Consider the following 26,085-nt stretch of genomic DNA (forward strand, 5'->3'; position numbering starts at 1 on the left):
ATTATGAGACTATTTATACTCTTTTTACTAACTCCCTTTTTTTTATTTAGCCAAACACAAATAGGAACCGATATCGATGGATTAATTGCCGGAGATAACGCTGGATATGCTGTTTCAATATCCTCAGATGGTTCAACCGTAGCTATTGGATCACCCGGTCATGATGGTAATGAAACAGGACAAATTCGAGTTTTTGAAAATAGTAGCGATAATTGGATTCAGATAGGAGAAGCTATTAATGGAGATGTCGCTGGTGATCATTTTGGAAGTAGCGTAAGTTTATCTAGTGATGGTTCTATGATTGTTATTGGGAGTCCAGATGCTGATTTAAAGGGCTATGTACGCATCTTTGAAAATATTGGTGGTATCTGGACTCAAATAGGAGATAATATAATTGGTCAAGCAGAATATATTGATGGTGATGGTTGGCAAGCTAATTTTAGTTTTGGTAGATCTGTTAGTATTTCTGATGATGGTAATATTATCGCTATTGCAGAAGATAAAGGATCTTTTTGGGAAGCTGGTTATGGCAATGATGGGTATATACATATATATATGAATATTTCAGGCAGCTGGACCTTAATAGGTGAACCAATTTACACGGGAATATCTTATTTAAATGATATTACACTGTCTAGTCATGGCGCTGTAGTTGCTATTTCAGGTGGTGGTGATTGTCCATGGCCGTGTTGGTTTGGTCCAACTGGCTATGTGAAAGTTTATAATAACATATCTGGTGTTTGGACTCAAATAGGTAGTACTTTTTCTGGCACATTTAACTCGAATGATTATTATTTTATGAATTATATAAGTGGTGTTAGTATAACAAATGATGGTTCTAAAATAGCAGTTGGAGGTACAAATACTAGAGTATATGAAAACATAGAAAACGAATGGGTACAACTAGGTGAAGATATTGAAACAGGAAGTTTTAGTTATACGCCTAAAATTAGTCTTTCAGACAATGCAAATATATTGGCCATTGGAGGCTCGGTTACACGTCTTTATGAAAATAGTTCTGGTAGCTGGACGCAGTTAGGTATCGATATTATTGGAGAAGCTTCAGATGATGCATTTGGAAGTAGTATTGAGCTATCAGGTGATGGCACAACGTTGGTTATTGGCGCACCCGATAATGATGGTAACGGTATAGATGCTGGCCACGCACGTGTTTATGATTTAAACGCATTATTGTCTACAAATGAATTTATATCATCAGAGTTTAGTCTATATCCTAATCCAGCTCAAGATCAGTTCACTATTGAATTAAACAGTAGTTTAGAATTACAAAGAGTAAACATATATTCTAATCTTGGTCAATTTATTCAATCCTTTCATGGGCAAATAATTGAAGTCTCCAACTTTGCCTCAGGCTTTTATTATGTTGAGGTCATAACTAATAAAGGTAAGGCCACTAAAAAGCTAATTTTAAAATAGAACTTACAAAAATCAGCCATCGTTAATTATGGAATTAACTAATTGACAGAGATCAAAAAACTGGCAACAACAACGCGTATAATTAATTGCTAAGTTCTCGCCTACTCGGAATCCCGATGCCCGGGATTTCTTTGGTTCGTTTTCTTTTATTAATTTAGAGCTAGTCAATGCAGCAAACCATTCACAAACCCATTAGCAATAATTTAAAAATCTACTCACATAATTAAAATGGAAAAACATAAAGTAGTAACTGCAGTCCATTTATTCTTGATTGACAAATTTGATAACATATTAATGTCAAGGAGGTTTAATACAGGTTATGAAGATGGAAAATATAGCCTAATTGCTGGACATATAGAAAAAAATGAAACGGCCAAACAAGCCATGCAAAGAGAGGCAAAAGAAGAAAGCGGAATAGATATTAATTTAGCCGATTTGCATTTCTCACATATTATGTATAGAAAAAGGGAAAATGAAAATGTCGAAGATAGAATTGATTTTTTCTTTACCACATCCAAATGGCATGGATTAATTGAAATCATGGAGAAAGACAAATGTGATGATATGAAATGGTTTAACATTAGAGAGTTACCTGAAAACACAGTGCCATACATAAGAAAATCTATAGATGAATTTATAAATCATTCAACTTTTTCAGAATATGGATGGTAATAATTTAAAGACAAAAAAAGGATTGCCAATAACATGTATAATTAATTGCTACAGTTGGTTAAGACCAGAATGTTCTCCTACAAATTACTATCTTTAGTTTATTGGAAAATTAGTCAAGACAACCTTGCTCCTTTACCAACCACTTCTGTCTACCTATCGGTTGATTCGGCAGAGCCAACCTGTTAGACGCTACTAAAAATCTACAAATACGTTGGCCTTCATTATGACCAACCAATGATAAAATCATTTAGAAAAATAGGTCAATATATGATAAAGAAAAACAATGAATCCAAATATGCACATAATTACCAGCAGGTTTTAAAAAGTATTTAATTTATGCTTTCAAGGATCTATTTTTTATTTCAATTTTATAAAGGAATTAAAATAATTTGAAGCTATCAAAGCCGAATGTTCCTTATTGAAAAGCACTTTTGGAAGTTCATTAAAATCAATAATGTTTGGGTTCTTGAACAGTTCAGTGATTTCTATATCAAATTGGATTTCATTTTTAGATGTTATATCGAACACTAGATCCTTCTTATTTTCACTAAAACCAATATGAAACACTATCGGTATTTCATTTTCAGAGCTTTCCGGATAATATAACCCCTCAAACAAAAGAAATTTATATCCTGAAGTCCAGTTCCAAGCCATCTGATTAGTAGGATCCAAATCGCCAGGGTTTTTTATTGAAAGATTTGCTTCCTCATCAACTCCTATACTGATTCCTATTTTGTCATAAGATTCCAAAGAAATATTATTGAGGACAAAGGAATAGTTGTTGCTTGTATGAAACTTTAGTAAGTGGTAACTTTCTTTTTCAAAATAATCTTTCTCTGGATTTGTAGTGCTAATCAATTGCAAATTTGATACGTATAATTTAAAATCATAGAGAGCAAACGTGCCATCTCCGTTAGGGGACGCATATTTTTTTCCATATTCTAATTCCTCTCCATTGACATATGTATTAAAATTAACCGTTAAGGTTTTCTCGGAGGTGCAGGAGCACAGGAGCATCAGAATAATGACGCAATCAATATATTTAATTGGAAAAGGGATTTGCATATTTTTTATTATTGATAAAAGTTGAATCTGTAAGCGTTTTCAAAAAAGCAATTATATCGTCTTTGTCCTCTTTTGTAAGTTTTAATGCAATTGGGTCGACGGAGTCCCTCAGTTCATTACTCGCTTCCCGAATAAGTATATCTAGCGTAGAACTCATACGAATATGATCATTATAATGGTCAAGTACTTCCTCTAAGTTGTTGAACCTGCCATCATGCATATATGGTGCCGTAAGAGCAATATTTCGTAAACTTGGAATTTTGAATTTTCCTTTGTCCAAAGGGTTTTTTGTAACTACAAATAGACCGCTTTCCAGATGTTCATCATCCTCAAGTCCATTATTAGCAAAACCATCCAGTCCTTCATTAAAACCGTCTGTTAAAAAATTTCTATGGCAGTCACCACAGTTACTACCACGTAAACCAATGGAAGGGTCAGGATGTGTAAAAAATAATTGCAAACCCCGCTGTTCGTGTTTTGATAATTGTAATTCCCCTTTGAGAAATTTGTCATAACGAGAATCCTGCGAAATCAGTGTACGTTGAAATTGGGCGAGTGCCTTGGCAATATGATCCTTTCTAATTTTATCTGTATTAAACGCCAATTTGAATTTTGCTTTATATACAGGGTCGTCGTTTAGTTTTAGCAATAATTCACTTGTTTCCAAATCCATTTCTTTCGGATTTTCAATAGGTTGCAATGCTTGATCCTCGAGGTTTGCAGCTCTTCCATCCCAAAATTTGTGTGGGCTTGACCATAGCATATTTACTAGCGACATAGTATTTCTATCCGTTTTTTGCCCTCTTATGCCTATCCCTACAATTTTGCCATCTGTAAAGGCTTTAGATTGTTGATGACATGTCGCGCAAGAAATGCTATTATCTTTTGAAAGTTTTGTTTCATAAAAAAGCATACGCCCAAGCTCAACCCCTTCATTTGTTAAAGGGTTATCAGATGGTAACTCAAATAAACTAAAATAAAACGGAGCATTAAAATCACTTAGTGGTGTAGTATTGACATATTCATCCGAGTTTTTACAACTAAGTATCAACAGAAGAGATCCACATAAAAGACTCCTTGGTTTCATAAAAGCAAATATAAATTTCAATGAATAGACTCAAATGATTTAGAGGCAATCTTGATTTTATTTTCTAAAAGGTTTTTTATTAATGGTGGTGGGCATATGCATTTTCATTAAAACCCCCTATATATTCAATTCCAACACCAAATTTTTCATAGATATTTACAGATTTTAAAACTTTACCAGTATCCCGATTATAAGCTGTCACTTCGTGCATACCTAGTTCTAAGGGAAGCGCAAATTTAATATTAAATGGCTGTTGCCCCAAATTCAATAGGTTTTGTTGAATTAACAAAACAGGTACTTTTTCTCCTGTTATAGGGTCATTAGCATCAAAAAAGGCCAAATGATGTGCACAAGATTTTGTAATATATTCAACCCCTGCGTCTACAAGCTGGCCTGAATTTGCATAGGTAATCAAGTCGAAAGTTTTTACTTTCTCTGCATAGGTTACATATATCTTCGAACTGTCTGAATAGATTTCTAAAGGAAAATATTCCTTTTCATCTTTTGGCGAATAAACTATTTTAAAATCATCAAATAATTGAATTGATTCATTCCAATTGGCAGAAACCAAATTACCGCTAACCATTTCTACTACCAAGGCTTTTTCATTACCATCAAATGCTTCATTAAAACTCTTTCTAAATATAGCACATTCAACAGGGGAAACGGGAAATCCTGCTTCAGTGGTACCTAAATCATAATTCTTGATAACTTTACCTGTAGAAAAATTAATCAAAGACACTTCATAACCCAATGAATCGACACTAGGAGTACCGTAAAGGACAACATCTTCGTGAACTGCTGAAGCAACCAGACCAATGGGTTTATCATCAAATAATGAAATTCCGTGAGAATATCTTAATTGTTTCGCATCCGTTATCGTTTTCAGTAGTTTATCTGTATTCGCATCATAAATACAAATGCCTCCGAGAATCTCATTTCCATAGCCATCCAATGATGTAATTGCATATCTATCCTGTCCATTTTCTTTAAACCAGACAATATCTTCACCAACGCGCATATCATTGTCATCGATAGCCTGGCGGATACTCTGAATTTTCGGAAAACCATTGGATTCAATAACCACATTTACTCTAGCGGCCAAATCGTCTGTTTGAGTAACATATAAACCACCATTAACTGGGCTAATATACCCATGATGACCTAATGGTCCAGTGATAGTTTGAATGGTATCACCGAATTTATCCGAATAAGGATTAAAATCCATTATGGCATAACCATGAGCCTTGTCTGTAGTAGAAACTCCTTCATTTACATTCCTCAATAAGGCAAACATAATACCGTCAATATTAGCCTGTGGTTCTACAGTTTTTTTTTCATTTTTACAAGTCATCATTGAAATACCGGATAGTATTACAATAAAGAATAAACTAAAATAATTTTTCGCAAATTTCATTTTTTTAATAGTTTAATTTATAGGTTTAATTTATTCCTTACGAATCAGGATTTTTTGAGATCAAGGATTAACTTTAAAACACAAATAAAAGGATAACTAATCTATTTGAAATGGGCCTAAAAGAAATATAAATTATTTCTATTTACCTCATTATGATTATTCTAAAGGTAATAAAAATAAAAGACTATAAAATTGACTTGTGCTTTTTTTGGAAAATAACGAAAGGCCAACAACGTGTATAATTAATTACTAGAGAGTGTTTAAAGAGTATCACGGAAATTAGGTGTAATTCCTTCACGCAATATCTTTTTGTTATCTTAGTGCTAACGTAACTAACCATGTACAAGACCGTTAGCCACGATTAAGAAAATCATCCAACTATCATAATACATTTAAGAATATGAAATTAGCACTTATTACAGGGACAAGTAAAGGCATTGGTCTAGAAACAGCATTAAAATTTGGTCGTGCAGGCTACAAAGTGTTTGCGACAATGCGCAATCCCGAAAAGGCTTCCGCTTTTAAGCAAAAAATAGAAACCGAATCTTTAGACGTCACTATTTCTAAAATGGATGTCGATTCAGATGCTTCAGTAAAGCAATGTATGGATGACATCATTCAAAAACATGGTTCCGTAGATGTTCTTGTCAACAATGCTGGGATTGAACGCCATGGATCTATTGAAGAAATGCCTATGGACGATTTTCAAGCAATCATGAACACCAATTATTTGGGAGTACTACGTTGTACCAAAGCATTGTTATCTCAAATGCGAAAAAACAAAAGAGGTTGTATTATAAATGTGGCCTCTGTTGCTGGTCATATTTCCAATAGTCCTCTGGGTGGTTATGCTGCTAGCAAGCATGCTCTCGAAGCCATCAGTGAAGCATTGGCGCAGGAAGTTAAACCATTTAATGTCAAGGTTGCCATTATAGAACCAGGTATAATTAATACCCAAATGGCAAAGGATATTGCTGTAGATGGTAAGTCAATTTACCCGCAATCAAAACGCTTTTCTGGTCTTTTTACGGCATCGTTGAAAACACCAACGTCACCAACACTTGTGGCAGATAAGATTTTGGAAGTTGCCGAAAACAAGAATTGGAAATTAAGACATCCTGTTGGGCCAGATGCAGAACCATTCATTGCCTGGCGAGCATCTATGAGCGATGAACAATGGGTAGATTGGAACGCAGCGAATGATGAAGATTGGTACAAGTCGGTTGAACAGGATTTTGGTTTGAATGCCAGATAATTAATTGCTGGATAGCGATTAAAGAGTATCACGTGAATTCGGCAGAATTCCTTTTCAAAATCAAACTTGGAAAAAATTAAACTAAAACAATGCCTAACAACATTCGATAATCCGAACTCAAATGAACCCAAAAAAATTTAAATCCATTTTTATCTTAATTATCTTGCTCATTACCTCATTCGGTTATTCGCAAGAAACGTATAAGGATATTTTAGAAACAGCATATATTCCTATTGATAAAGACGTCTATGACATTATTGTCGCTAAGGATAAAGAATATTTTGATGCCTATAACACCTGTGATATGAAAACACAAGCATCCTTATATACCGAAAATCTTGAATTCTTTCATGACAAAGGAGGCTTATCCACTTCAAAACAAGATGTCTTAACCGCAATTGAAGAAAATATTTGTGGAAAAGTTACTAGAACTTTAATTGAAGGAAGCATTGAAGTTTATCCCATAAAAGATTATGGTGCTATCGAAATCGGTTATCACAAATTTTATAACAATCAAGAACCTAATGCTAAATCAAAAGCGAGTAAATTCATTATGGTTTGGAAAAAGGAAGATGAAAAATGGTTTATTTCAAAAGTAATAAGCCTTCATTAAGACCAACCGCTAACAACTAATTCAATCCTAAAAAGACTATGACAATACGCAATCTAAGAAGGGGATTTTTGGTATCAAAATCTACGATAACCCTTTTAATATTTTTTATGAGCAGCGCTACTGTTTTCGCGCAAAATGAAGTCACTACAGAACAGGCCTTTCTAAGTCTATTCTTCAGACTCTTGATCGTTATCATAGCTGCCATTATTGCACTTATTGCACGACGTATTCTGTTAGGGCGACTGAATAAACTAATGCTGTCGGAGTCTAAAAAAATGGTAAACGTTTCCGTCGAGGAAACACCAATAAGGGAGGTACAAGCTCATCAAACACTAAATGTGATTGAAGTACATATGGATTCAGAGCTACCAAAAGCAGAATCCAATCGTGACCAATTGGTAGCACAGGCCAAGAAAAGTATTAACCAGCTGTTCCTCACGCACCTCATTATCGGTGTAGTGTATGCGATTGGTTTTTTCTTCATCTTGGACGGAAACTTCCGTATAATCGAAATTGAGTACGATGCAATAGTAACCAAAACGATCGATATCGACACCGCTGTCACACTGATCAAACCTCTCCAGAGCTACAGGTTTTTTGTCGTCTTATTCCTTATATGGAATATTGTGCAATTTTTGGGTAACAGACACCAGTTCAGTACCTATGGAAAGGGAACACTCGGTTTTCTTAAACCTATATTGACATTCATTTTTACACCTTTCCAGAGTTTTTGGGTTCAAGTAATAGCGGTTTTGGTCCTACTCCACACACTATTTTATGCAGTAATTGGGATGGAAGTGTTTCTTTTAGTCGCTGTCGTTATACACCTGTTCCTGTGGTACCGACTTAAGACCAGTGGCCGCAAGCTTATTAATACGAAATTACTGATTCTACGTGTATTCCTAATTGGAAAGACCTCGACCTTTACTTTCAAGAGTCTGGCTAGATTCTGGAGGCACTTCGGGACCTATTTCACTGTGGCCGATCCTTCCTTTTACAAAGTGACTTGGAAACGACGTTTCAATTATATGTTTCCATTCTATATTCTCGTAGTATTCATCCTCTACACCTTAATAACCGATCCAAACAAGGACATCGAAATTTACCTTTTTGTTTTCTTTATCTTTATGTTGGTCATGGCAAACGTGCTTATGGTCAGCTACGACATGATCCGTATGAAACAGAAGTTCATGCATAGTCCTGATGCCTTGAACATGCGTTTGAAAAAGTTGTATCGACGACCTACAAAGTTTGACAATACATTCAAGGAAGAGCCGGTAATGTGCTACGATAATACCTGGAAGGAGGCAGTGGATGGATTAGTCAAAACTGCTGATGTTATCCTAATGGATCTTCGTGGCTTCTCCGAAGTAAACAAGGGATGCGCGTACGAGGTTAATATTTTGTTTGACAGAGTACCTGTTGACCGTATTGTATTCATGGGCTATAAGGATTCCATTCCCTTAATCCGCCGTATTATCGAGGAACAATGGAAAGAGCTATCGGAAACTTCACCCAATTTGAATGTCGACAATCCACATACCAGTTTGTACATTGTGACCCAGGAAAATCATAGAGACGTGCAGGCCGTCTTGAAATTATTGCTGGAGGCAACTAGCGCAATTTAGTTGGGGTTTTCTCTTTTCATAATTTGTAGTGTTCTGTAACTCTATAATGTTCAGCTAATCCTTTAATAGCATTGCTCAGTCCTCCCCTACAAATAGAAATACGAGCGAAGTGATTAAGAAGGCATTAAAGAAAAGTTAAATCGTATCTATATAATTGATATATCAATTATATTTGTATCAAATTAATAGCATATGAACCTGGCCCTTCCGTCGGAAACAATATTTCACATCATCGAAAGCACCATCAAGGAATATCGAAAATTTGCACAAAAAAACATTTCAGAAAAAATAAATGACATCACTATCGATCAAGGTTTGGTACTCCTCTTTCTGAATAACCATCCAGAACTAACTCAGAAAGAAATTGCCGAACTGGTATTTAAAGACAATGCATCGATGACCCGAATGATCAATACCATGGTTCAGAAGAAACATCTGAAACGCTCTATGAATCCTATAGATAGAAGACGTTACAAAATTGAAATCACAAACAAAGGAAAGGAAGTATTGGAAACCCTTCCTTCCATCATTAATTATAATAGAAATTCATCATTAAAAGGAATCACAAAAAACGAACTAAATCAATTGGAAGTCATTTTGGGTAAAATCAGAACCAATTGTACAAAAACATGATATTATGAAAGCAATTAACAACCTTACCGTATTCACAGTCGCCTTTTTGATGCTACTCACCGCTCAAATGAACGCTCAAAAAAGTGTTACGCTATTAACACCTAAAGAACAGCAAACTGTTGTTGATTCCATAGGCAGCAAACTAAACGCAAACTACGTTTTCCCTGACATTGCCACGAAGATGGTATCAAGTATCGAGTCGAAACTTGGGAATGGCGTTTATAAATCCATTCTGGATCCTCAAGAATTTGCTACAACTTTAACCGCAGATCTCCGGGCGATTAGTAACGATAAACACTTAAGGGTTTCCTTTGCTCCTGACCGAATAGCAGAGCAACAACAGACCGTTACTGCTGAGGATAGCCTCGCTTTTTTGAATCGCTACGTCAGTAGCATGAAGCGAAATAACTTCGGTTTTAAGGAAGTTAAAATTATGGCCGGTAATATTGGTTATCTGGATCTTCGAAGTTTTTCCAATGTGGAATACGCCGGAGAAACGGCCGTGTCCGCCATGAACTTTTTGAGTAATACCGATGCGATTATTATTGATCTTCGGAATAACGGCGGTGGAAGTCCGGCAATGATCCAACTCATAACCAGTTACCTCTTTGGAAGCGAACCGGTTCATTTAAACAACTTCTATTGGCGCCCATCAGATTCAAATTCTCAAACCTGGACCTTACCGCATGTGAGCGGTACGCGCAGTCCGGATACTCCGGTTTATGTATTAACTAGTGGTGGGACTTTTTCCGCAGCGGAAGAGTTCAGCTATAATTTAAAGAATCTGGAACGTGCTACTCTAGTTGGTGAAACTACAGGCGGTGGAGCACATCCGGGTGGTTCCGTTGTGGCCACAGATCGATTCATGGTTTGGGTTCCTACAGGCAGAGCCATTAACCCAATAACCAATACCAATTGGGAAGGCACTGGTGTTAGCCCACATATTAAGGTTCCCGCTAAGGATGCACTCGATATAGCTTATATGAAAGCCCTAGAATTACTTATGGAAAATAACACCGACGAAAATCTACAAGCTTTCTACGAATGGCCACTAGCTGAACTAAGTATAAAGACCAACCCGGTGACCTTAGATACTAAAGCTTTAAAATCCTTTGCCGGAAATTATGGCCCACGAATGGTGACCTTGGAAAATGGCACATTATTCTATCAGCGAGGCAGTGGAACAAAATATGAATTGTTTCCGTATAGTGATCATGAATTTATGCTGAAGGGTCTCGATAGCTTTAGAATACGTTTTTTAACCGAAGGGAATAAAATAACTGCTTTGCAAGGGTTGTATGACAACGGCGGTACCGATAAAAATGCAAGAGGAAAAGAATAGATTCTCTTTGTTTAGTTTTTTAATACTACGAAAAAGGAATTACCATGCCGGGATTCCTTTTTTTTGTACCTGAAAAATGTAGATAGCACCAAGCTAATCTCATTTATGTCACTCTGGAATTACTTAAGTTGGCGCAAAATTCTGGTGTTCGTGATAGAGTTATGTTCGGTTCTGATCAAATGGTTTGGTCAGACGGTATTTCAAAATCAATTGAATTCCTAAATTCCCTTGACTTTTTAAGTGAAAAAGAGAAAAGAATGATTCTATATGAAAATGCCAAAACGCTCTTTAAGATTTTTAAATAACTACACACCACAATCATTTATAGTCAAGTGACTGGTCCTCAATTACTCTGAAAACCCCAAAGATATTCCTCTAGTTCATATTCTTTTATTAATTTAGAGCTAACTTATGAAACACATGAGCAAAGACAACTCGTAAAATGAGTTGATTTTTGTTCATTATTTTGGAACAAAATAGTACTAAACAAATACAAGCTTGAGGAAATAATCAGCTTAGTAAACCTATGCAAAACATGTTGTATGCTATTTAAAACATTAAAAATGAAGTCTTTTAGAAACATTAAGTATACTTCATTTATTCAAATGATTCTCTTTTTTACTATTTTTCTATCAGCATGTAAGGAGAATAATGAAAAAACAGAATTAATTATTGAATCCAATAAATCTATTTATGAATCTGATCCTAAGAATGCCCAAATTATAACCACTGACATTGATTTATTCTGGAATGCTTATGACCAACTATTGAAAGACACGCTAAATAATTCGTTTCAAAAGGAATATTTAAACAAAGGAAGTATTGGGTTGCAGGACATAATTAATACTAATCGTATTGAAAGCGCAGAAGCCTTAAAACAACTAGTTCTCTCCGAGCAAGATTACTATAACAATATTAGGGCATCAACTTATAAAAGTAAATATTATGAAAAACAAATAAGAGCCACACACTACGCCTTAAAATACTTGTACCCTGAGGCTGTATTTCCTCCAGTATATTTAGTAATTGGAAGAACAACAGGAATTGGTATGGATACCAAAAATGGGCTCGTAATAACTGTGGAAACTCTGTCTGAAAATAATTACGTAACCAATTATGGTCGCCCAACTTTTGACTTAAATCTTCTACCTTTTGTTGTAGCTCATGAAATTATTCATTTTCTCCAAAAAGATAACATAACTGATGAAACACTTTTAAAGCATTGTATTCGAGAAGGGAGTGCTGATTTTATCTCGGAGATGACTTCTGGTGAAAAAGTAAAGTTGTGTAATGGTCCAAATGTATATAGCTATGGAAATCTGCATGAAGAAGAATTATGGAATGAATTTAAAAAAAATATGTATACAACTGTACTTTCTCCTTGGTTATACAGCCAAGTGCCTGATAGCCGACCTCAAAACTTGGGTTACTGGATGGGTTACAAAATAGTTCAGGCCTATTATACCAATGCTTCAGATAAGAGAAAAGCAATAGAGGAAATTCTTAATATCACTGATTATAGTGCATTTTTTGAACTTTCCAAATATGGAAATAAATTTGAATAAAAACAACATACACCAAAAGCTGTATGCCATTAAAAAAAAGTCAAATGCAAAAAACAACCCTATTAATTCTATTTACGTTTTCAAGTCTTTGCCTAAACGCCCAAACAGATCTAGATTCGTTACACGGTATTTGGAAAGATAAAACGAAGTCGGATTCAATCAGAATTAGAGCTTTCAATGATTATATAAGTGAAGGCTATATTTATTCTAAACCAGATACTGCATTAGTACTCGCGGATAGTTTATTTAAGTTTACTAAAAAAAAGAAAAATATAAAAGGGAACGCCATGGCTTTAAATTTAATTGGTTATGCCTACTACATGAAAGGGGAATATGTCGAAGCACTTGAAAATTACAATAAAAGTCTTGCAACCAGAAAAGAAATTAATGACAAGAAGGGAATTGCTCAAAGCCTAAATAATATGGGAATAATTTACCGACGTCAAGGAGATTACATCAGAACATTAGATAGTTATCAAGAAAGTCTAAAAATCTATAAAGTATTAGATGATAAACTTGGAGCAGCTAAATTGCTTAATAATATTGGTAATGTTTATGGAGATCAAGGTGACCCACAATCATTGGAGTATTACAAAAGAAGTTTAAAGATGTATGAAGAAATTGAAAGTAAAGACGGAATAGTAAATCCTTTAAACAACTTGGGAATAAGTTATGCTGAACTCCAAGATTATCCCAAAGCTCATGAATATTACCAAAAAGTACTCAGAATAAGTGAGGATATAGGTGATAATAGGGGTGTTGCAATGACCATTAACAATTTAGGATCTCTTTATGAAAGGCAGAAGGATTACAACAATGCACTAATTCATTATGAAAAATGCTTGAAAATTGTCCAAGAAATTGGTCACAAAAATGGCATAATTAATTCTTTAAATAACATTGGGCGTGTAAAATCAGCTTTATCTGAATATGTTAGTGCCATTGAGAATTGCAAAGAAAGCTATAAAATGGCAAAAAAAATGGGCTCATTATATCTTCAAAAAGAAGCATCTGAATGCCTATATGAAGCCTATAAAAACCTTAGTTATAACGATAAAGCACTATTTTATCACGAACAGATGTTAGCGTTTGCTGATAGTCTAAAAACTGAAGAAACTGTCAAGAAATTACAACAAATGGAATTTTCCAAACAAGTTTTGGCAGACAGTCTGCTTCAAGTAGAGATAGACTTAAAGGAAAAAATGGCTTATCAAACTGAGGTGCAAAGAAAAAATAAAAGTAAAAATTTAGCCCTAGGTGCTGGTATATTTTTTCTACTACTTTCGGGTGGATTTTATAGCAGATGGCGTTATGTAAAAAAATCTAAAGCTATTATTGAAAAGGAAAAGGATCGATCTGAAAATTTATTACTTAATATTCTGCCATCTGAAATAGCTGAAGAACTCAAAGAAAAGGGAAGCGCTGATGCAAAAGATTTTGATATGGTTTCTATTCTCTTTACAGACTTTAAAGGGTTTACACAAGCTTCTGAAAAGTTGTCGGCTAAAGAACTCATTGAAGAAATCAATCATTGTTTTATAGCCTTCGATCTAATCTGTGAAACACATGGTATCGAAAAGATAAAGACTATTGGCGATTCTTTTATGGCGGCTGGTGGACTACCAGTACCTTCTGAGGATTCTATAAAAAAAACGGTTTTGGCGGCATTAGAAATGCAGTCTTTTATTTCTAATCGAATCATAGAGAAAGATGAACTAAATGAAATGTCTTTTAAGATGCGCTTGGGGATTCATACAGGACCTGTAGTAGCCGGTATCGTTGGTGTAAAGAAATTTCAATATGATATTTGGGGAGATACAGTGAACACAGCATCACGCATGGAAAGTAGTGGTGAAATTGGGAAGGTGAATATATCTGAAGGTACCTATGCATTGCTAAAAGACGATCCAGAATTCACCTTTGAGTCCAGAGGGAAAATTCAAGCCAAAGGCAAAGGCGAAATGGAGATGTACTTCGTGGAGACAAAATTGAAATAAGAATAAAGTAGCATGCAATAACGTATAACGAAAATGGCTTGCACAGGTGGTTAAAGAATGATTTCTTATACAATTTGTGTAAATTGCGATCTGATAAAAACGAACAAACGGCTCTGCCGGTGCCTCTGATTTACATACTGGATGCCAACATTTGCTAAACAAATTTTATTCGTACGAATCAAGACGTAAGTACCACTTATAGTACACAAAACCGTTTACAATCTTATAAAAAACAGCATCAAACCAACCGAATCACATATTGTTCCCAAACTAGCTACTCCTATTCGACTCCAAGAATATGGTGTAGGTATTTTTAATGCAGTTGTAACGAAATCAGCATTAAAAAAAGCACTAAAGAAACAGTATATAACGGTTAATGCTATTATTGCGACTTCGGCTACTTTTATAACTGGCGGAGAATGCATTATTTTATCCATTTTAGAAGAAGTCAGTCCGAAGAAAAAACTGATCTTTCCACTTGACGTCATATTTGAAGATGAATACTTAGCCGTGATTCATAAACCTGCTGGTATTTTGGTGAGCGGTAATAGTTTTAAAACCATTGCCAATGCTTTAGCACAAAACACAAAGCGTAGTGATCTTCCTGATGCAACAGCACCACAACCGGTTCACAGATTAGATTTTGCTACCACAGGTGTTTTATTGGTTGGAAAAACGAGCAGTAGTATTCGTGCTCTAAATAAAATATTTGAAAATAGAACAATTAAGAAAACCTACTATGCCGTCACTATTGGTGAAATGAACTCTCGAGGAACAATCACCTCAGACATTGATGGCAAGACATCAAAATCGAATTATGCGCTTTGCGATTCTGTCCCTTCCGAAAGATTCGGCAAACTCAACTTGGTGCAATTAGAACCTCAAACAGGGCGACGACATCAACTGCGTAATCATCTATTATCTATCGGGAATCCCATTTTGGGAGATAAAACCTATGGAATTGAACCTCTAATCTTAAATGGTAAAGGTTTGTATTTACATGCCTATTCTTTAAAATTCAGGCATCCATTTACACATGAAGACGTCCACATAAAAGATGAATGTCCTCAACGGTTTAAAAACATATTTAGTGAAATAAAATAGCAAAACGATGGCCTAATTAACATGCGTCACGCTCATTTGTAAAATAGAAAGAAGTGAGCAACTAATCTGAGCTTTGTTAGGTAATTTACTCGTAGAAATACTTTTCACTTGGATTCTCAGAAAGGTATTCTACTAGCTCCCACTCGAAACCCACATTGTCATAGAAATACGCCCGCTTTCTGTGCTTTTCTACTGGTGTTTCAAGACCTCTATTGTAGCCACTGTTAAGCAGTTTTTCTTCGATTTCTTGGATGTTAGATACAACAAGAGCGACATGATTTATTCCATGGTTTTTATACGTTTGAAGCCGTTTCTTTGGGTCTGCATCTAAGTGTGGCTCTTGCAAAGCAAAATAATACTCTTCATTTCCGATATGCGCCCAGCGATAACTATTTGATGGCTTTTCATCTTTTCGCACATCAAAATCAGGCGCTACGATTTTGAGAAAACGAATCGCCTCATCTATATCCGGTACTGTAATATTTACATGCTCAATTCTTGTCATTATACGTTATCTATTGCGTTTACCCAATATAAAGTATTTTATCAAAGCTTCCAAAAAATAAAACTAGTAAAAGCAACATAGGCACAACACCATGTATATTTCCTTGCTGGTTATGTCTGTACTGGTACATGAGCGCAGCGAACTGCCGAAGCAAACCATAACTGCCTTTCGAAAGGCAGGCACTAACACGTTAAACCATAAAAAAAAAGCGCAACCAATGGTTGCGCTTGTGATATATTATAAAATACTCTTTATTAAAACATATCTCTTCCTGAGAAATGAAAAGCACCTTCAATAGCTGCATTCTCATCGCTATCACTTCCGTGAACTGCATTTTCTCCAATAGATGCTGCGTATAATTTTCTAATAGTTCCTTCAGCTGCTTCAGCAGGATTAGTAGCACCAATTAAGGTTCTGAAATCTTCAACCGCATTATCTTTTTCTAAGATTGCTGCAACGATAGGTCCTCTTGTCATATACTCTACTAATTCACCGTAAAAAGGTCTTTCACTGTGAACCTCATAAAATGCCTGAGCATCTTGAGTTGTCATGTGCGTTAATTTCATTGCTACGATTCTAAAACCTGAACCTGATATTTTCTCTAAAATTGCACCAATATTCCCTTTTTCAACAGAATCTGGTTTAAGCATTGTAAATGTTCTATTTGTTGCCATTTGTATTTTTTATTTTAAGGTGCAAAAGTAATACATTTCTTTAAAAATTCAGTATAAACCAATATTAAAAAATTGTATCTTCGCTGCCTATGAATAAAGACGATATTAATAGCATCAAAGCGCTTTTAAGTTCACCGAAAGCAATAGTTATCATTCCACATAAAAACCCAGATGGAGACGCCATTGGCTCTACATTAGGCTTATACCATTATTTAAAAAAGCACAATCATAAGGCAACAATTATTGCGCCTAATGATTATCCCGTTTTTTTAAAATGGATGCCTGGAGAAGCGTCTATTCTGAAATATGACCATCAAAAGAAGGAAAGCGATGTATTGTTGAAAACTGCTGATGTGATTTTTACCTTAGACTTTAATTCTCTCGGTAGAATTGGTGGTATGGAAGATGCTGTAGCAACTTCCGAAGGCATCAAAATCATGATCGACCATCATCAGCAACCAGATGATTATGCCAAATACATGTATTCAGATGCAACCATGTCTTCCACTTGTGAAATGGTTTATAATTTCATTGAGATGCTTAACGATGTCAATAAAATTGATAGTGATATAGCATCCTGTCTCTATGTCGGAATTATGACAGATACTGGATCCTTCCGATATCAGTCGACCACAAGTGCTACACACCATATTATTGGAAACTTGATCGAGAAAGGTGCACGTAATTCAGAGATTCATAATAATTTATATGACACCAATAGTTACGAACGTTTGCAATTATTAGGTAGAGCCTTGAGCAATCTTAAAGTTGTTCCCGAATATCGTACAGCTTATATCACACTATCTCAAGAAGAACTCAATACCTTCAAATTCAAAAAAGGAGATACCGAAGGAATTGTTAACTATGCCTTATCACTTAAAGGCATTATTTTCGCTGCTATTTTTATAGAAAACCATCAAGAGAATATCATTAAGATTTCCTTACGTAGTAAAGGTGATTTTTCGGTCAATGAACTGTCTAGAGCACATTTTAGTGGTGGCGGTCATACCAATGCTGCTGGTGGTAAAAGTGATTTGAATCTGAGCGATACCATTGACAAATTTATTAGTATCTTGCCTCAATATAAACAAGACCTCAAAGCGTAATGAAACATCGCATAAAAAAATCAAATCCTACTTATATTTGGGTGAATTTTGATTTTCCATGTGACCGTTAAGAAACAATTGAAAATACACATGAAAATTATTTATAAATTAGTCATAGCACTCCTACTCTTCGCTGGCTGCAAAACGCCTGAAGCACGTCAACCAGAACGTGTTCAATCGGGCTCATTTATAAAAGAATCTGCTGAACGTAACAAAAAACTCAACGAGAGAGAACGCAAACGTATCGAGACTATTATTGCTCAAAACCCGGAGTACGATTATAAAGCATCAGAAACAGGGTTTTGGTATTACTACCATATTAAAGTTGCAAAAGACACGATTAGACCAGCATTTGGGGACATCGTTAATTTTGATTATAACATCAAAGATTTAAACGGAAATACAATTTACACACAACAAGAATTGGGTACAAGAAAGTATGCCATGGATCAAGAAGAGCTATTTACTGGCCTTCGTGAAGGTTTAAAACTATTGAAACCGACAGAATCTGTAACCTTTCTATTTCCGTCACAAAAAGCATATGGTTACTATGGTGACAATGAAAAGATTGGAACAAACATTCCGCTCATGGTCAAAGTAACTGTAAATGAGATAACACAAAACCAATAAATTTTAATTATATACCTATGCAATTGATTAGCAAAACACTTCAATTTTTAATGCTCTGTTTATTGATAACAGGAACATCGTGTAAAGAAGAATATCCTGATTTGGATGACGGACTCTATGCTGAAATCGTAACGTCAAAAGATACGATGATCGCAAAATTATTCTATGATAAAGTTCCAGTAACTGTAGCGAATTTTGTGGCTTTAGCCGAAGGCACACATCCGATGGTAGCTGACGAGTTTAAAGGAAAACGTTTTTATGACAGTTTAACGTTTCATCGTGTTATGGATAAATTCATGATTCAAGGTGGTGATCACACAGCAACTGGTGGTGGAGACGCAGGATACAAATTTACTGCAGATTTTCATCCTTCTTTAAATCATGACAGAGGCGGACTTCTATCTATGGCAAATGGTGGTGGATTTAACACCAACGGAACTCAGTTTTTTATTACTGAAGTGCCTTACCCAAGTTTAAATGCCTATGACAATGAAGGAAATCTAAAAAATTGCGAGCAACGCGGTGTGAGTTGTCATTCTATTTTTGGAGAATTAGTAAAAGGTATTGAAGTACAGGACGCTATTTCTAATGTTCCGGTTCAACCTAGAAGCAATAAACCTTTAGAAAATGTCTACATCTTAAAAGTGAATATCATTAGAAAAGGTTCTTCAGCAAAATCTTTTAATGCTGCTAAAGTATTTGAAGAAGAATTACTAAATGTCGAAGCTGAAATCAAACAAATACAAGAAGATAAAAAATCAAAGTTGGAGGAAGAGAAAAAGGAACGTGAAGATAAAATTGCTTCTGCTTCTGTTGGAACTAAGACCATGTTAGATGAGTATACATCTAAAACAACGGCTTTACCTTCTGGACTTAGAAAACATGTCATCATAGAAGGTACTGGCACAAAACCAAAAGCCGGTGATTCTGTTAAAGTATATTACGAAGGCTATTTTTTAGATGGTCGTCTTTTTGATACTGACCGTGTTGAAATCGCTAAAAAATATGGCATGTTTAACCAACAACGTATGGATGCCAATCAATATGGTCCAACGAAAATGTTGGTAAGCCCTGATGCACGAATGATTCCTGGTTTTAAAGAAGCATTAACATCACTTAATGTTGGTGATAAAACATTCTTTTACTTACCATCTCACCTAGCCTATGGTGAACGTGGAAACAGAGGAATTCCTGCAAATACTGATTTAACATTTATAGTTGAGTTATTAGAAATTGTGAAAAAGTAATTAGATTACCATATAAAAGAAAAGCCCTGACAGAATTGTCAGGGCTTTTTTATGCGTTATAGTATCCTTATTTCTTCGGAATGTTCTTTAGTATTTCAAGAACATAAGTCCAATATTTTTGCGCTGAAGAAATTTGTGCACGTTCATCAGGTGAATGCGCTCCTTTGATATTTGGTCCAAAACTAATCATATCCATTTCTGGATAATTAGTTCCTAAAATACCACATTCTAATCCAGCGTGACAAGCTGCTACATGAGGAGTTTCCCCATTATTTAAGTTTTTATATAAAGGTACCATCACTTTCAAAATATCAGAATCCATATTAGGTTTCCAACCTGGATAATCACCACCAAACTCAACCTCACAGCCTGTTAATTCAAATGTTGCGCGAAGCATATTCGCCAAATCCCATTTAGAAGTTTCCACCGAACTACGTGTTAAACATCCAATTTTAACATGTCCATCTTTTACAATCACACGAGCGATATTATTAGAAGTTTCTACCAAATTAGGAATATCAGCACTCATACGATAGACTCCGTTCAAAGCCGCATAAATAGCTCTCGTCAATCCTTCTTGAACTCCTAAATCCATGATTTGATCTGGTGTTTCAGTTTCTGAAACTTCAATCACCATATCAGGTTCCATGGTTTTATATTCGGTTTTAATATCATTTGCTAAATCATTTATTTCTAAAATAAATGCTTCCTCTTGAATGGCGTCTATAGCAACAATCGCATTACTCTCTCTAGGAACCGCATTACGAAGACTTCCGCCATCGATTTCAGAAATACGCAATCCGAAATTTTCAAAACCATCAAATAATAAACGGTTCATGATTTTATTTGCGTTTCCTAAACCCTCATGAATTTGCATTCCAGAGTGACCACCTTGCAAACCTTTAACTACAATTTTATAACCAATTTTAGATTCTGGCGTCTCCTCTTGGTCATAGGATCTAATAGCCGTTACATCAATGCCTCCAGCACAACCGACACCAATTTCATCATCTTCTTCAGTATCTAGATTTAAAAGGATCTCGCCATTAAGCAAACCCCCTTTTAAGCCCATGGCTCCTGTCATTCCAGTTTCCTCATCGATTGTAAATAATGCTTCAATTGCTGGATGAACAATATCGGTACATTCTAAAATCGCCATAATCGTTGCAACACCTAATCCGTTGTCTGCTCCAAGCGTCGTTCCGTTAGCTCTTACCCAATCACCATCTACATACATATCGATACCTTGTGTATCAAAATCGAAAACCGTATCATTATTTTTTTGATGAACCATATCCAAATGCGATTGCATCACTATGGTTTTACGATCCTCCATTCCTAACGTTGCGGGTTTTTTAATAATAACGTTTCCTACTTCATCTTCTATAGTTTCTAAACCTAAGCCAACACCAAAATCTTTCATAAATTTGATTACGCGTTCTTCTTTTTTTGAAGGTCTCGGAACTGCATTTAAGTCTGCAAATTTATTCCAAAGTTGTTTCGGTTCTAGTTGTCTTATTTCTGAGCTCATGCTGTTTTTTTTAGTTAGCAAAGGTACATTCTTTTTAGTATTTTTGAATTCCATCTTTTCATTTTTAAGATGAAAAGTCACCAATATCATTAAATCTGCCTAATATGCTACGTTACACTTATTGCACTTCTTGCAAAAAAGATTTCATAATTAAATCTCAAGCTACGACAAGACCAGATTTGCAAATGGAAAAAGGAGACGAATTTGTATTGAATTGTAAAAACTGTGGCAAAACCGAAAAGAAGCATATTAATGATGTGAAAGCTGAAATTGATAACAGACTATTAATAGCTAGTTTGGCACTAGGTGTTATTGCAACTGTTGTTTTATGGATATATTTTGGTGCCATTGGAACTGCAAGTGCTATTATTCCTTTGCTCATCTGGCAACAGCAAATGAGTTCAGTTAAAACGTTTAATTCATATATGATTAAACGAAAATAAATTTAAAATATGCTGAAATACAAAAAGCTCATCATAGCATTATCTATTATTCCGCAGATTATCTTGTTGAAAATCCTAGCGCACTATCCGCATTTTGTGGAATCAGTTTACAGTCAAGGTATTTACATCTGGATTTCAAAACTTATGCGATATGCTTTTGGTTGGTTGCCATTTTCAGTAGGAGATATTTTATATACGCTTTTAGGTTTATATGTGATTCGCTGGTTTTATATAAACCGAAAACGAATTATCAAAGACACGAAACATTGGCTTTTTGATGTTCTGTCTGCAATTTCAGTTGGTTATTTTGCATTTCATATCCTTTGGGCTTTTAATTATTATCGCTTACCACTTCATGAAACATTAAATATTGATAGCGATTATACTACGGAAGAATTGGTAGACCTCACAGAGCAAATTATTACAACCGTGAATACTATTCATTTTGGACTTACAGATAATGATACAATTAAGGTTGTTATGCCCTATTCTAAAAATGAGTTACTGAAAATGATTCCTGATGGGTATGAGGAGTTATCAAAGACGTTTCCGTATTTAGAATATCAACCTAGAAGTGTCAAACGCTCCATATATAGTTTACCATTAACCTATATGGGGTTTTCTGGATATTTAAATCCGTTTACCAATGAAGCACAAGTTGATGGTATGATTCCGTCCTATAAATTCCCAACTACAGGAAGTCATGAAGTTGCGCATCAATTGGGTTATGCTGCAGAAAACGAAGCTAATTTTATTGGTAGTATGGCTGCTATGCATCATCCCGATGCTTATTTTAATTACTCGGGAAACGCCTTTATTTTGCGTCACTGTTTAGGCGAAATTTATAAACGTGATGTTGATACTTATAAACGCTTAATTTCGAAAGTCAATAAAGGGGTTTTAAAAAATTACCGAGAAGTAAGAGATTTTTGGGATGCTTATCAAAATCCGACAGAGCCCTTATTTAAATCGACTTACAACAACTTTCTCAAATCTAACAACCAATCTGGCGGCATGGAAAGCTATAGCTATGTTGTAGCACTTATTGTTAACTTTCATAAAGAAAAGTCTGACCAGTAAACGTTAAAAGTTTAAATTTCTCCCGTTCTTAATCTGTTAATTTTTATATTTAGAAGGAATAATTAATCAACCATTTTATATGAATAAAATCAAGTTTGCAATCGCGCTATGCTTTTGCAGTTTTGCATTATTTGCACAAGACTATTTCCCCAAAAACGATGGCGTAAAATCTGAAAACACAAATTACACAGCATTTACAAATGCTAAAATTTATGTCACGCCAACATTAGTGATTGACAAAGGCACCTTACTTATCCATGATGGAAAAGTTGTGGCTTCTGGAACTTCAGTAAGTATTCCTGCAAACGCAGTTGTTATTGATGTCTCTGGGAAAAATATTTACCCTTCTTTTATTGATTTATACTCTGCTTTTGGTATAGAAAAACCAAAACGGCAAGGAGGTCGCGGTTTTTCGCAACAATTTGATGCAAATAGGGAAGGATTCTATTGGAATGACCATATTAGACCAGAACAAAACGCAATTGACCATTTTAAATTTGATTCAAAAGCGGCATCAGCTTTACGAAAAGCTGGTTTTGGTGTTGTAAACACACATTTACAAGATGGTATTATGAGAGGAACAGGTGCTTTAGTTGCACTTACAAGTGAGGGCGGAGATGCTGAACGTATTTTAGAAGACAGATCAGCTGCTTACTTATCACTTAGTAAAAGTTTAAAATCTGGACAATCGTATCCAGGATCTTTAATGGGAACTTTAGCGCTTATTAGACAAGTGAGTCTAGATGCTGATTGGTATGCAAAAGATGGGGCATCTGCTAAAGACCGTTCTCTAGAAGCTTTTAGCTCCAATAAAAATCTAATCAAAATTATTATTGCTGGAAGTAAAGCAAATGCTTTAAGAGTTGATAAGGTAGGAGATGAATTTGGTACACAATATATTATTGTAGGTGGTGGCGATGAATATGAACGCATAAAAGAAATTAAGGCAACGAACGCTACATATATTTTGCCTTTAAATTTTCCTAAAGCATATGATGTAGAAGATAGGTTTGCTGCCAGTGTTTTAGAATTATCCGCAATGCGTGAATGGAATCAAAGACCATCCAACCCAAAAGCTTTTGTAGATAATGGCATTAGGTTTGCATTTACAACCGACGGTCTAAAATCACCAGATATGCTTAAGGTTAATCTATTAAAAGCTATAGAATATGGTTTAGATAAAACCAAAGCATTAGAAGCATTAACAACAGTTCCTGCAGAAGTTTTAGGGCAAACTGGAAAAATTGGCTCATTAACTAATGGGGCATACGCTAACTTTATAATTACTTCAGGAGATGTTTTTGAAAAAAGCACAACACTTTATGAAAACTGGGTGAAAGGCGGCAAGAATGTTATTAATGACATGAACATTAAAGATATTAGTGGAGATTATTCGTTTACTCTAGCTGGAAAAAAATATGATGTTTCAATTTCTGGTTCTGGAAGCAAATCAAAAGCAAAAGTAAAAAGTGGTGGAAAGGATTTAGGATCAAAATTAACTTATAAAGATGATTGGGTAAACTTAACATTTACTAGTACTGACACTACCAAACAAGAATTTATGAGATTTACATCACGCGTAGGTCAAGGAAACAACCTAAATGGAAAACTCATTGACCCAAATGGAAATGTTGTTTATGTTAATGCTCAAAAAGCTGCAAGTGATGATTCCAAAAAAGGCGACATGAGTAAACGTAGTGGCAAAAGTAAAGATGTAAAGATGATGCCTATTACATATCCTAATGGTGCCTATGGTGTTACTGATTTACCTAAGCAAGAAACCATCTTGTTTAAAAACGCAACCGTGTGGACTAATGAAACTGAAGGTGTTCTTAAAAACACAGATGTATTAGTCAAAAATGGGAAAATCGCAAAAATCGGTACTAATTTAAGCGATAGCAATGCAAAGGTGATTGATGCAACTGGTAAACATTTAACCTCTGGAATTGTTGATGAACATACTCATATTGGAATTTCTGGAGGTGGAAATGAAGGAGGTCATAACTCTTCGGCCGAAGTGAATATCGAAGATATTATTAATCCTGAAGATATTGGTATCTATAGAAATTTAGCCGGTGGCGTTACTTCTATGCAAATTTTACATGGTTCAGCAAATCCAATTGGAGGCCGTTCAGCTATAGTAAAATTGAAATGGGGAGAAACAGCTGATAATTTGATTTATACAAATTCACCAAAATTTATAAAATTTGCATTAGGTGAAAATGTAAAACAATCAAGATCTCAAAATGGAACACGTTTCCCACGTACAAGAATGGGAGTTGAACAACTATTTGTGGATTACTTTACAAGAGCTAAAGAATATGAAGTCAAAAAGAATAGCGGACAACCTTATAGAAAAGATATTGAAATGGAAGTGCTTGTTGAAATCTTAAATGGAGAACGATTCATTACTTGCCATTCATATGTACAAACAGAGATTAACATGATGATGAAAGTAGCAGAGAAATTCAATTTTAAAATGAACACATTTACGCATATCCTAGAAGGTTATAAAGTAGCAGATAAAATGAAAGCACATGGTGTTGGCGCATCAACTTTTAGCGACTGGTGGTCTTATAAATTCGAAGTGAATGACGCCATCCCATATGGAGCAGCTATCATGCATAAGGTGGGTATTACAACTGCAATTAATAGTGATGATGCTGAGATGTCAAGACGATTAAATCAAGAAGCTGCTAAAACAGTCAAATATGGAGGTGTTAGTGAAGAGGAAGCTTGGAAAATGGTAACACTAAATCCTGCAAAGTTATTGCATATAGATAATCGAGTTGGTAGTATTAAAGTTGGTAAAGATGCTGACGTCGTATTGTGGAGTGATCATCCATTATCGGTTTATGCTAAAGCAGAAAAAACGATGATTGAAGGTGCAACTTATTTTGATATTGAAAAGGATAAACAAATGCGCTCTCAAATCAGAAAAGAACGTAATGATCTAATGTTAATGATGCTGCAAGATAAAAATAAAGGACTAAAAACACAGCCTATAAAAGCGAAAGAGAAGGAAGAAATCAATTGTGAATCAATAAACTAAAC

The 26,085-nt window shown here is 35.1% G+C and carries 24 protein-coding genes; 17 read left to right on the top strand and 7 right to left on the bottom strand.

Annotated features, from left to right (window positions below):
- Nucleotides 1-3 precede the first annotated feature (3 nt).
- Together V7719_RS13350 and V7719_RS13355 are read left to right on the top strand one after the other, a co-directional pair.
- Nucleotides 4-1,437 (top strand): T9SS type A sorting domain-containing protein, encoded by a 1,434-nt coding sequence (locus V7719_RS13350; protein ID WP_335730425.1) that lies wholly within the window; start codon nucleotides 4-6, stop codon nucleotides 1,435-1,437.
- A 228-nt stretch (nucleotides 1,438-1,665) separates the two neighbouring features.
- Entirely contained in the window at nucleotides 1,666-2,109 is a 444-nt protein-coding gene (locus V7719_RS13355; protein WP_335730426.1) for an NUDIX hydrolase, read from the top strand.
- Between the two features lie 357 nt (nucleotides 2,110-2,466).
- Here V7719_RS13355 and V7719_RS13360 read toward each other — a convergent pair whose 3' ends face one another.
- The 3 genes from V7719_RS13360 to V7719_RS13370 all read right to left on the bottom strand — a co-directional run bounded on the left by V7719_RS13360 (nucleotide 2,467) and on the right by V7719_RS13370 (nucleotide 5,678).
- Nucleotides 2,467-3,174, bottom strand: a complete 708-nt coding sequence (locus tag V7719_RS13360; RefSeq protein ID WP_335730427.1) for an MbnP family protein — start codon at nucleotides 3,172-3,174, stop codon at nucleotides 2,467-2,469.
- On the bottom strand, nucleotides 3,152-4,261 hold the full coding sequence (locus tag V7719_RS13365) for a cytochrome-c peroxidase (RefSeq protein WP_335730428.1): 1,110 nt from the start codon (nucleotides 4,259-4,261) through the stop codon (nucleotides 3,152-3,154). The genes V7719_RS13360 and V7719_RS13365 overlap by 23 nt, the downstream gene beginning before the upstream one ends.
- Nucleotides 4,262-4,340: 79 nt before the next feature.
- Nucleotides 4,341-5,678, bottom strand: a complete 1,338-nt coding sequence (locus V7719_RS13370) for a hypothetical protein (protein WP_335730429.1) — start codon at nucleotides 5,676-5,678, stop codon at nucleotides 4,341-4,343.
- Nucleotides 5,679-6,078: 400 nt separating this feature from the next.
- Here V7719_RS13370 and V7719_RS13375 point away from each other — a divergent pair, with 400 nt between their 5' ends.
- The 8 genes from V7719_RS13375 (at nucleotide 6,079) to V7719_RS13405 (ending at nucleotide 14,711) form a co-directional block, all read left to right on the top strand.
- Complete coding sequence (locus V7719_RS13375; RefSeq protein WP_335730430.1) at nucleotides 6,079-6,933, top strand: SDR family oxidoreductase; 855 nt, start codon at nucleotides 6,079-6,081, stop codon at nucleotides 6,931-6,933.
- Between the two features lie 121 nt (nucleotides 6,934-7,054).
- Nucleotides 7,055-7,546 (top strand): nuclear transport factor 2 family protein, encoded by a 492-nt coding sequence (locus V7719_RS13380; RefSeq protein ID WP_335730431.1) that lies wholly within the window; start codon nucleotides 7,055-7,057, stop codon nucleotides 7,544-7,546.
- 107 nt (nucleotides 7,547-7,653) lie between these two features.
- Nucleotides 7,654-9,174, top strand: coding sequence for a hypothetical protein (locus V7719_RS13385; RefSeq protein WP_335730432.1), 1,521 nt, complete (start codon nucleotides 7,654-7,656; stop codon nucleotides 9,172-9,174).
- A 192-nt stretch (nucleotides 9,175-9,366) separates the two neighbouring features.
- On the top strand, nucleotides 9,367-9,807 hold the full coding sequence (locus tag V7719_RS13390; RefSeq protein ID WP_335730433.1) for a MarR family winged helix-turn-helix transcriptional regulator: 441 nt from the start codon (nucleotides 9,367-9,369) through the stop codon (nucleotides 9,805-9,807).
- A 4-nt stretch (nucleotides 9,808-9,811) separates the two neighbouring features.
- Nucleotides 9,812-11,149, top strand: coding sequence for a S41 family peptidase (locus V7719_RS13395; protein ID WP_335730434.1), 1,338 nt, complete (start codon nucleotides 9,812-9,814; stop codon nucleotides 11,147-11,149).
- A 161-nt stretch (nucleotides 11,150-11,310) separates the two neighbouring features.
- Nucleotides 11,311-11,454, top strand: coding sequence for a hypothetical protein (locus tag V7719_RS18810; RefSeq protein ID WP_442969092.1), 144 nt, complete (start codon nucleotides 11,311-11,313; stop codon nucleotides 11,452-11,454).
- Between the two features lie 237 nt (nucleotides 11,455-11,691).
- Nucleotides 11,692-12,714 carry a gliding motility protein GldB-related protein gene (locus V7719_RS13400; protein WP_335730435.1) on the top strand — a complete coding sequence of 341 codons (1,023 nt, stop codon included), beginning with the start codon at nucleotides 11,692-11,694 and terminating at the stop codon, nucleotides 12,712-12,714.
- A 44-nt stretch (nucleotides 12,715-12,758) separates the two neighbouring features.
- Nucleotides 12,759-14,711, top strand: a complete 1,953-nt coding sequence (locus V7719_RS13405; RefSeq protein ID WP_335730436.1) for an adenylate/guanylate cyclase domain-containing protein — start codon at nucleotides 12,759-12,761, stop codon at nucleotides 14,709-14,711.
- Nucleotides 14,712-14,926: 215 nt separating this feature from the next.
- On the opposite strand, the gene V7719_RS18815 is transcribed toward V7719_RS13405, so the two are convergent.
- Nucleotides 14,927-15,199 carry a hypothetical protein gene (locus V7719_RS18815; protein ID WP_442969090.1) on the bottom strand — a complete coding sequence of 91 codons (273 nt, stop codon included), beginning with the start codon at nucleotides 15,197-15,199 and terminating at the stop codon, nucleotides 14,927-14,929.
- Between the two features lie 22 nt (nucleotides 15,200-15,221).
- On the opposite strand from V7719_RS18815, the gene V7719_RS13410 reads away from it, so the two are divergent.
- Nucleotides 15,222-15,815 carry an RluA family pseudouridine synthase gene (locus V7719_RS13410; RefSeq protein ID WP_442969091.1) on the top strand — a complete coding sequence of 198 codons (594 nt, stop codon included), beginning with the start codon at nucleotides 15,222-15,224 and terminating at the stop codon, nucleotides 15,813-15,815.
- Between the two features lie 85 nt (nucleotides 15,816-15,900).
- On the opposite strand, the gene V7719_RS13415 is transcribed toward V7719_RS13410, so the two are convergent.
- Nucleotides 15,901-16,320, bottom strand: coding sequence for a VOC family protein (locus V7719_RS13415; protein ID WP_335730437.1), 420 nt, complete (start codon nucleotides 16,318-16,320; stop codon nucleotides 15,901-15,903).
- 254 nt (nucleotides 16,321-16,574) lie between these two features.
- A complete protein-coding gene (locus V7719_RS13420; protein WP_335730438.1) occupies nucleotides 16,575-16,994 on the bottom strand; it encodes a nucleoside-diphosphate kinase in 420 nt (139 codons plus the stop codon).
- Nucleotides 16,995-17,083: 89 nt separating this feature from the next.
- Between V7719_RS13420 and V7719_RS13425 the strand changes: the two genes are divergently transcribed.
- The 3 genes from V7719_RS13425 (at nucleotide 17,084) to V7719_RS13435 (ending at nucleotide 19,977) form a co-directional block, all read left to right on the top strand.
- Nucleotides 17,084-18,100 carry a DHH family phosphoesterase gene (locus V7719_RS13425; protein ID WP_335730439.1) on the top strand — a complete coding sequence of 339 codons (1,017 nt, stop codon included), beginning with the start codon at nucleotides 17,084-17,086 and terminating at the stop codon, nucleotides 18,098-18,100.
- A 90-nt stretch (nucleotides 18,101-18,190) separates the two neighbouring features.
- Nucleotides 18,191-18,730 (top strand): gliding motility-associated peptidyl-prolyl isomerase GldI, encoded by a 540-nt coding sequence (gene gldI, locus V7719_RS13430; protein ID WP_335730440.1) that lies wholly within the window; start codon nucleotides 18,191-18,193, stop codon nucleotides 18,728-18,730.
- Between the two features lie 17 nt (nucleotides 18,731-18,747).
- The gene (locus tag V7719_RS13435; protein ID WP_335730441.1) at nucleotides 18,748-19,977 is read left to right on the top strand and encodes a peptidylprolyl isomerase; all 1,230 of its coding nucleotides are present in this window, start codon (nucleotides 18,748-18,750) and stop codon (nucleotides 19,975-19,977) included.
- A 67-nt stretch (nucleotides 19,978-20,044) separates the two neighbouring features.
- Here V7719_RS13435 and V7719_RS13440 read toward each other — a convergent pair whose 3' ends face one another.
- A complete protein-coding gene (locus tag V7719_RS13440; protein ID WP_335730442.1) occupies nucleotides 20,045-21,508 on the bottom strand; it encodes an aminoacyl-histidine dipeptidase in 1,464 nt (487 codons plus the stop codon).
- 104 nt (nucleotides 21,509-21,612) lie between these two features.
- Between V7719_RS13440 and V7719_RS13445 the strand changes: the two genes are divergently transcribed.
- The 3 genes from V7719_RS13445 to V7719_RS13455 all read left to right on the top strand — a co-directional run bounded on the left by V7719_RS13445 (nucleotide 21,613) and on the right by V7719_RS13455 (nucleotide 26,083).
- Nucleotides 21,613-21,951, top strand: a complete 339-nt coding sequence (locus V7719_RS13445) for a hypothetical protein (RefSeq protein ID WP_335730443.1) — start codon at nucleotides 21,613-21,615, stop codon at nucleotides 21,949-21,951.
- Between the two features lie 9 nt (nucleotides 21,952-21,960).
- A complete protein-coding gene (locus V7719_RS13450) occupies nucleotides 21,961-23,031 on the top strand; it encodes a DUF3810 domain-containing protein (RefSeq protein ID WP_335730444.1) in 1,071 nt (356 codons plus the stop codon).
- A 79-nt stretch (nucleotides 23,032-23,110) separates the two neighbouring features.
- Nucleotides 23,111-26,083, top strand: coding sequence for an amidohydrolase family protein (locus V7719_RS13455; protein WP_335730445.1), 2,973 nt, complete (start codon nucleotides 23,111-23,113; stop codon nucleotides 26,081-26,083).
- Nucleotides 26,084-26,085 lie beyond the last annotated feature (2 nt).

Source organism: Psychroserpens sp. (assembly GCF_036960315.1).
Classification (GTDB): Bacteria; Bacteroidota; Bacteroidia; order Flavobacteriales; family Flavobacteriaceae; genus Psychroserpens.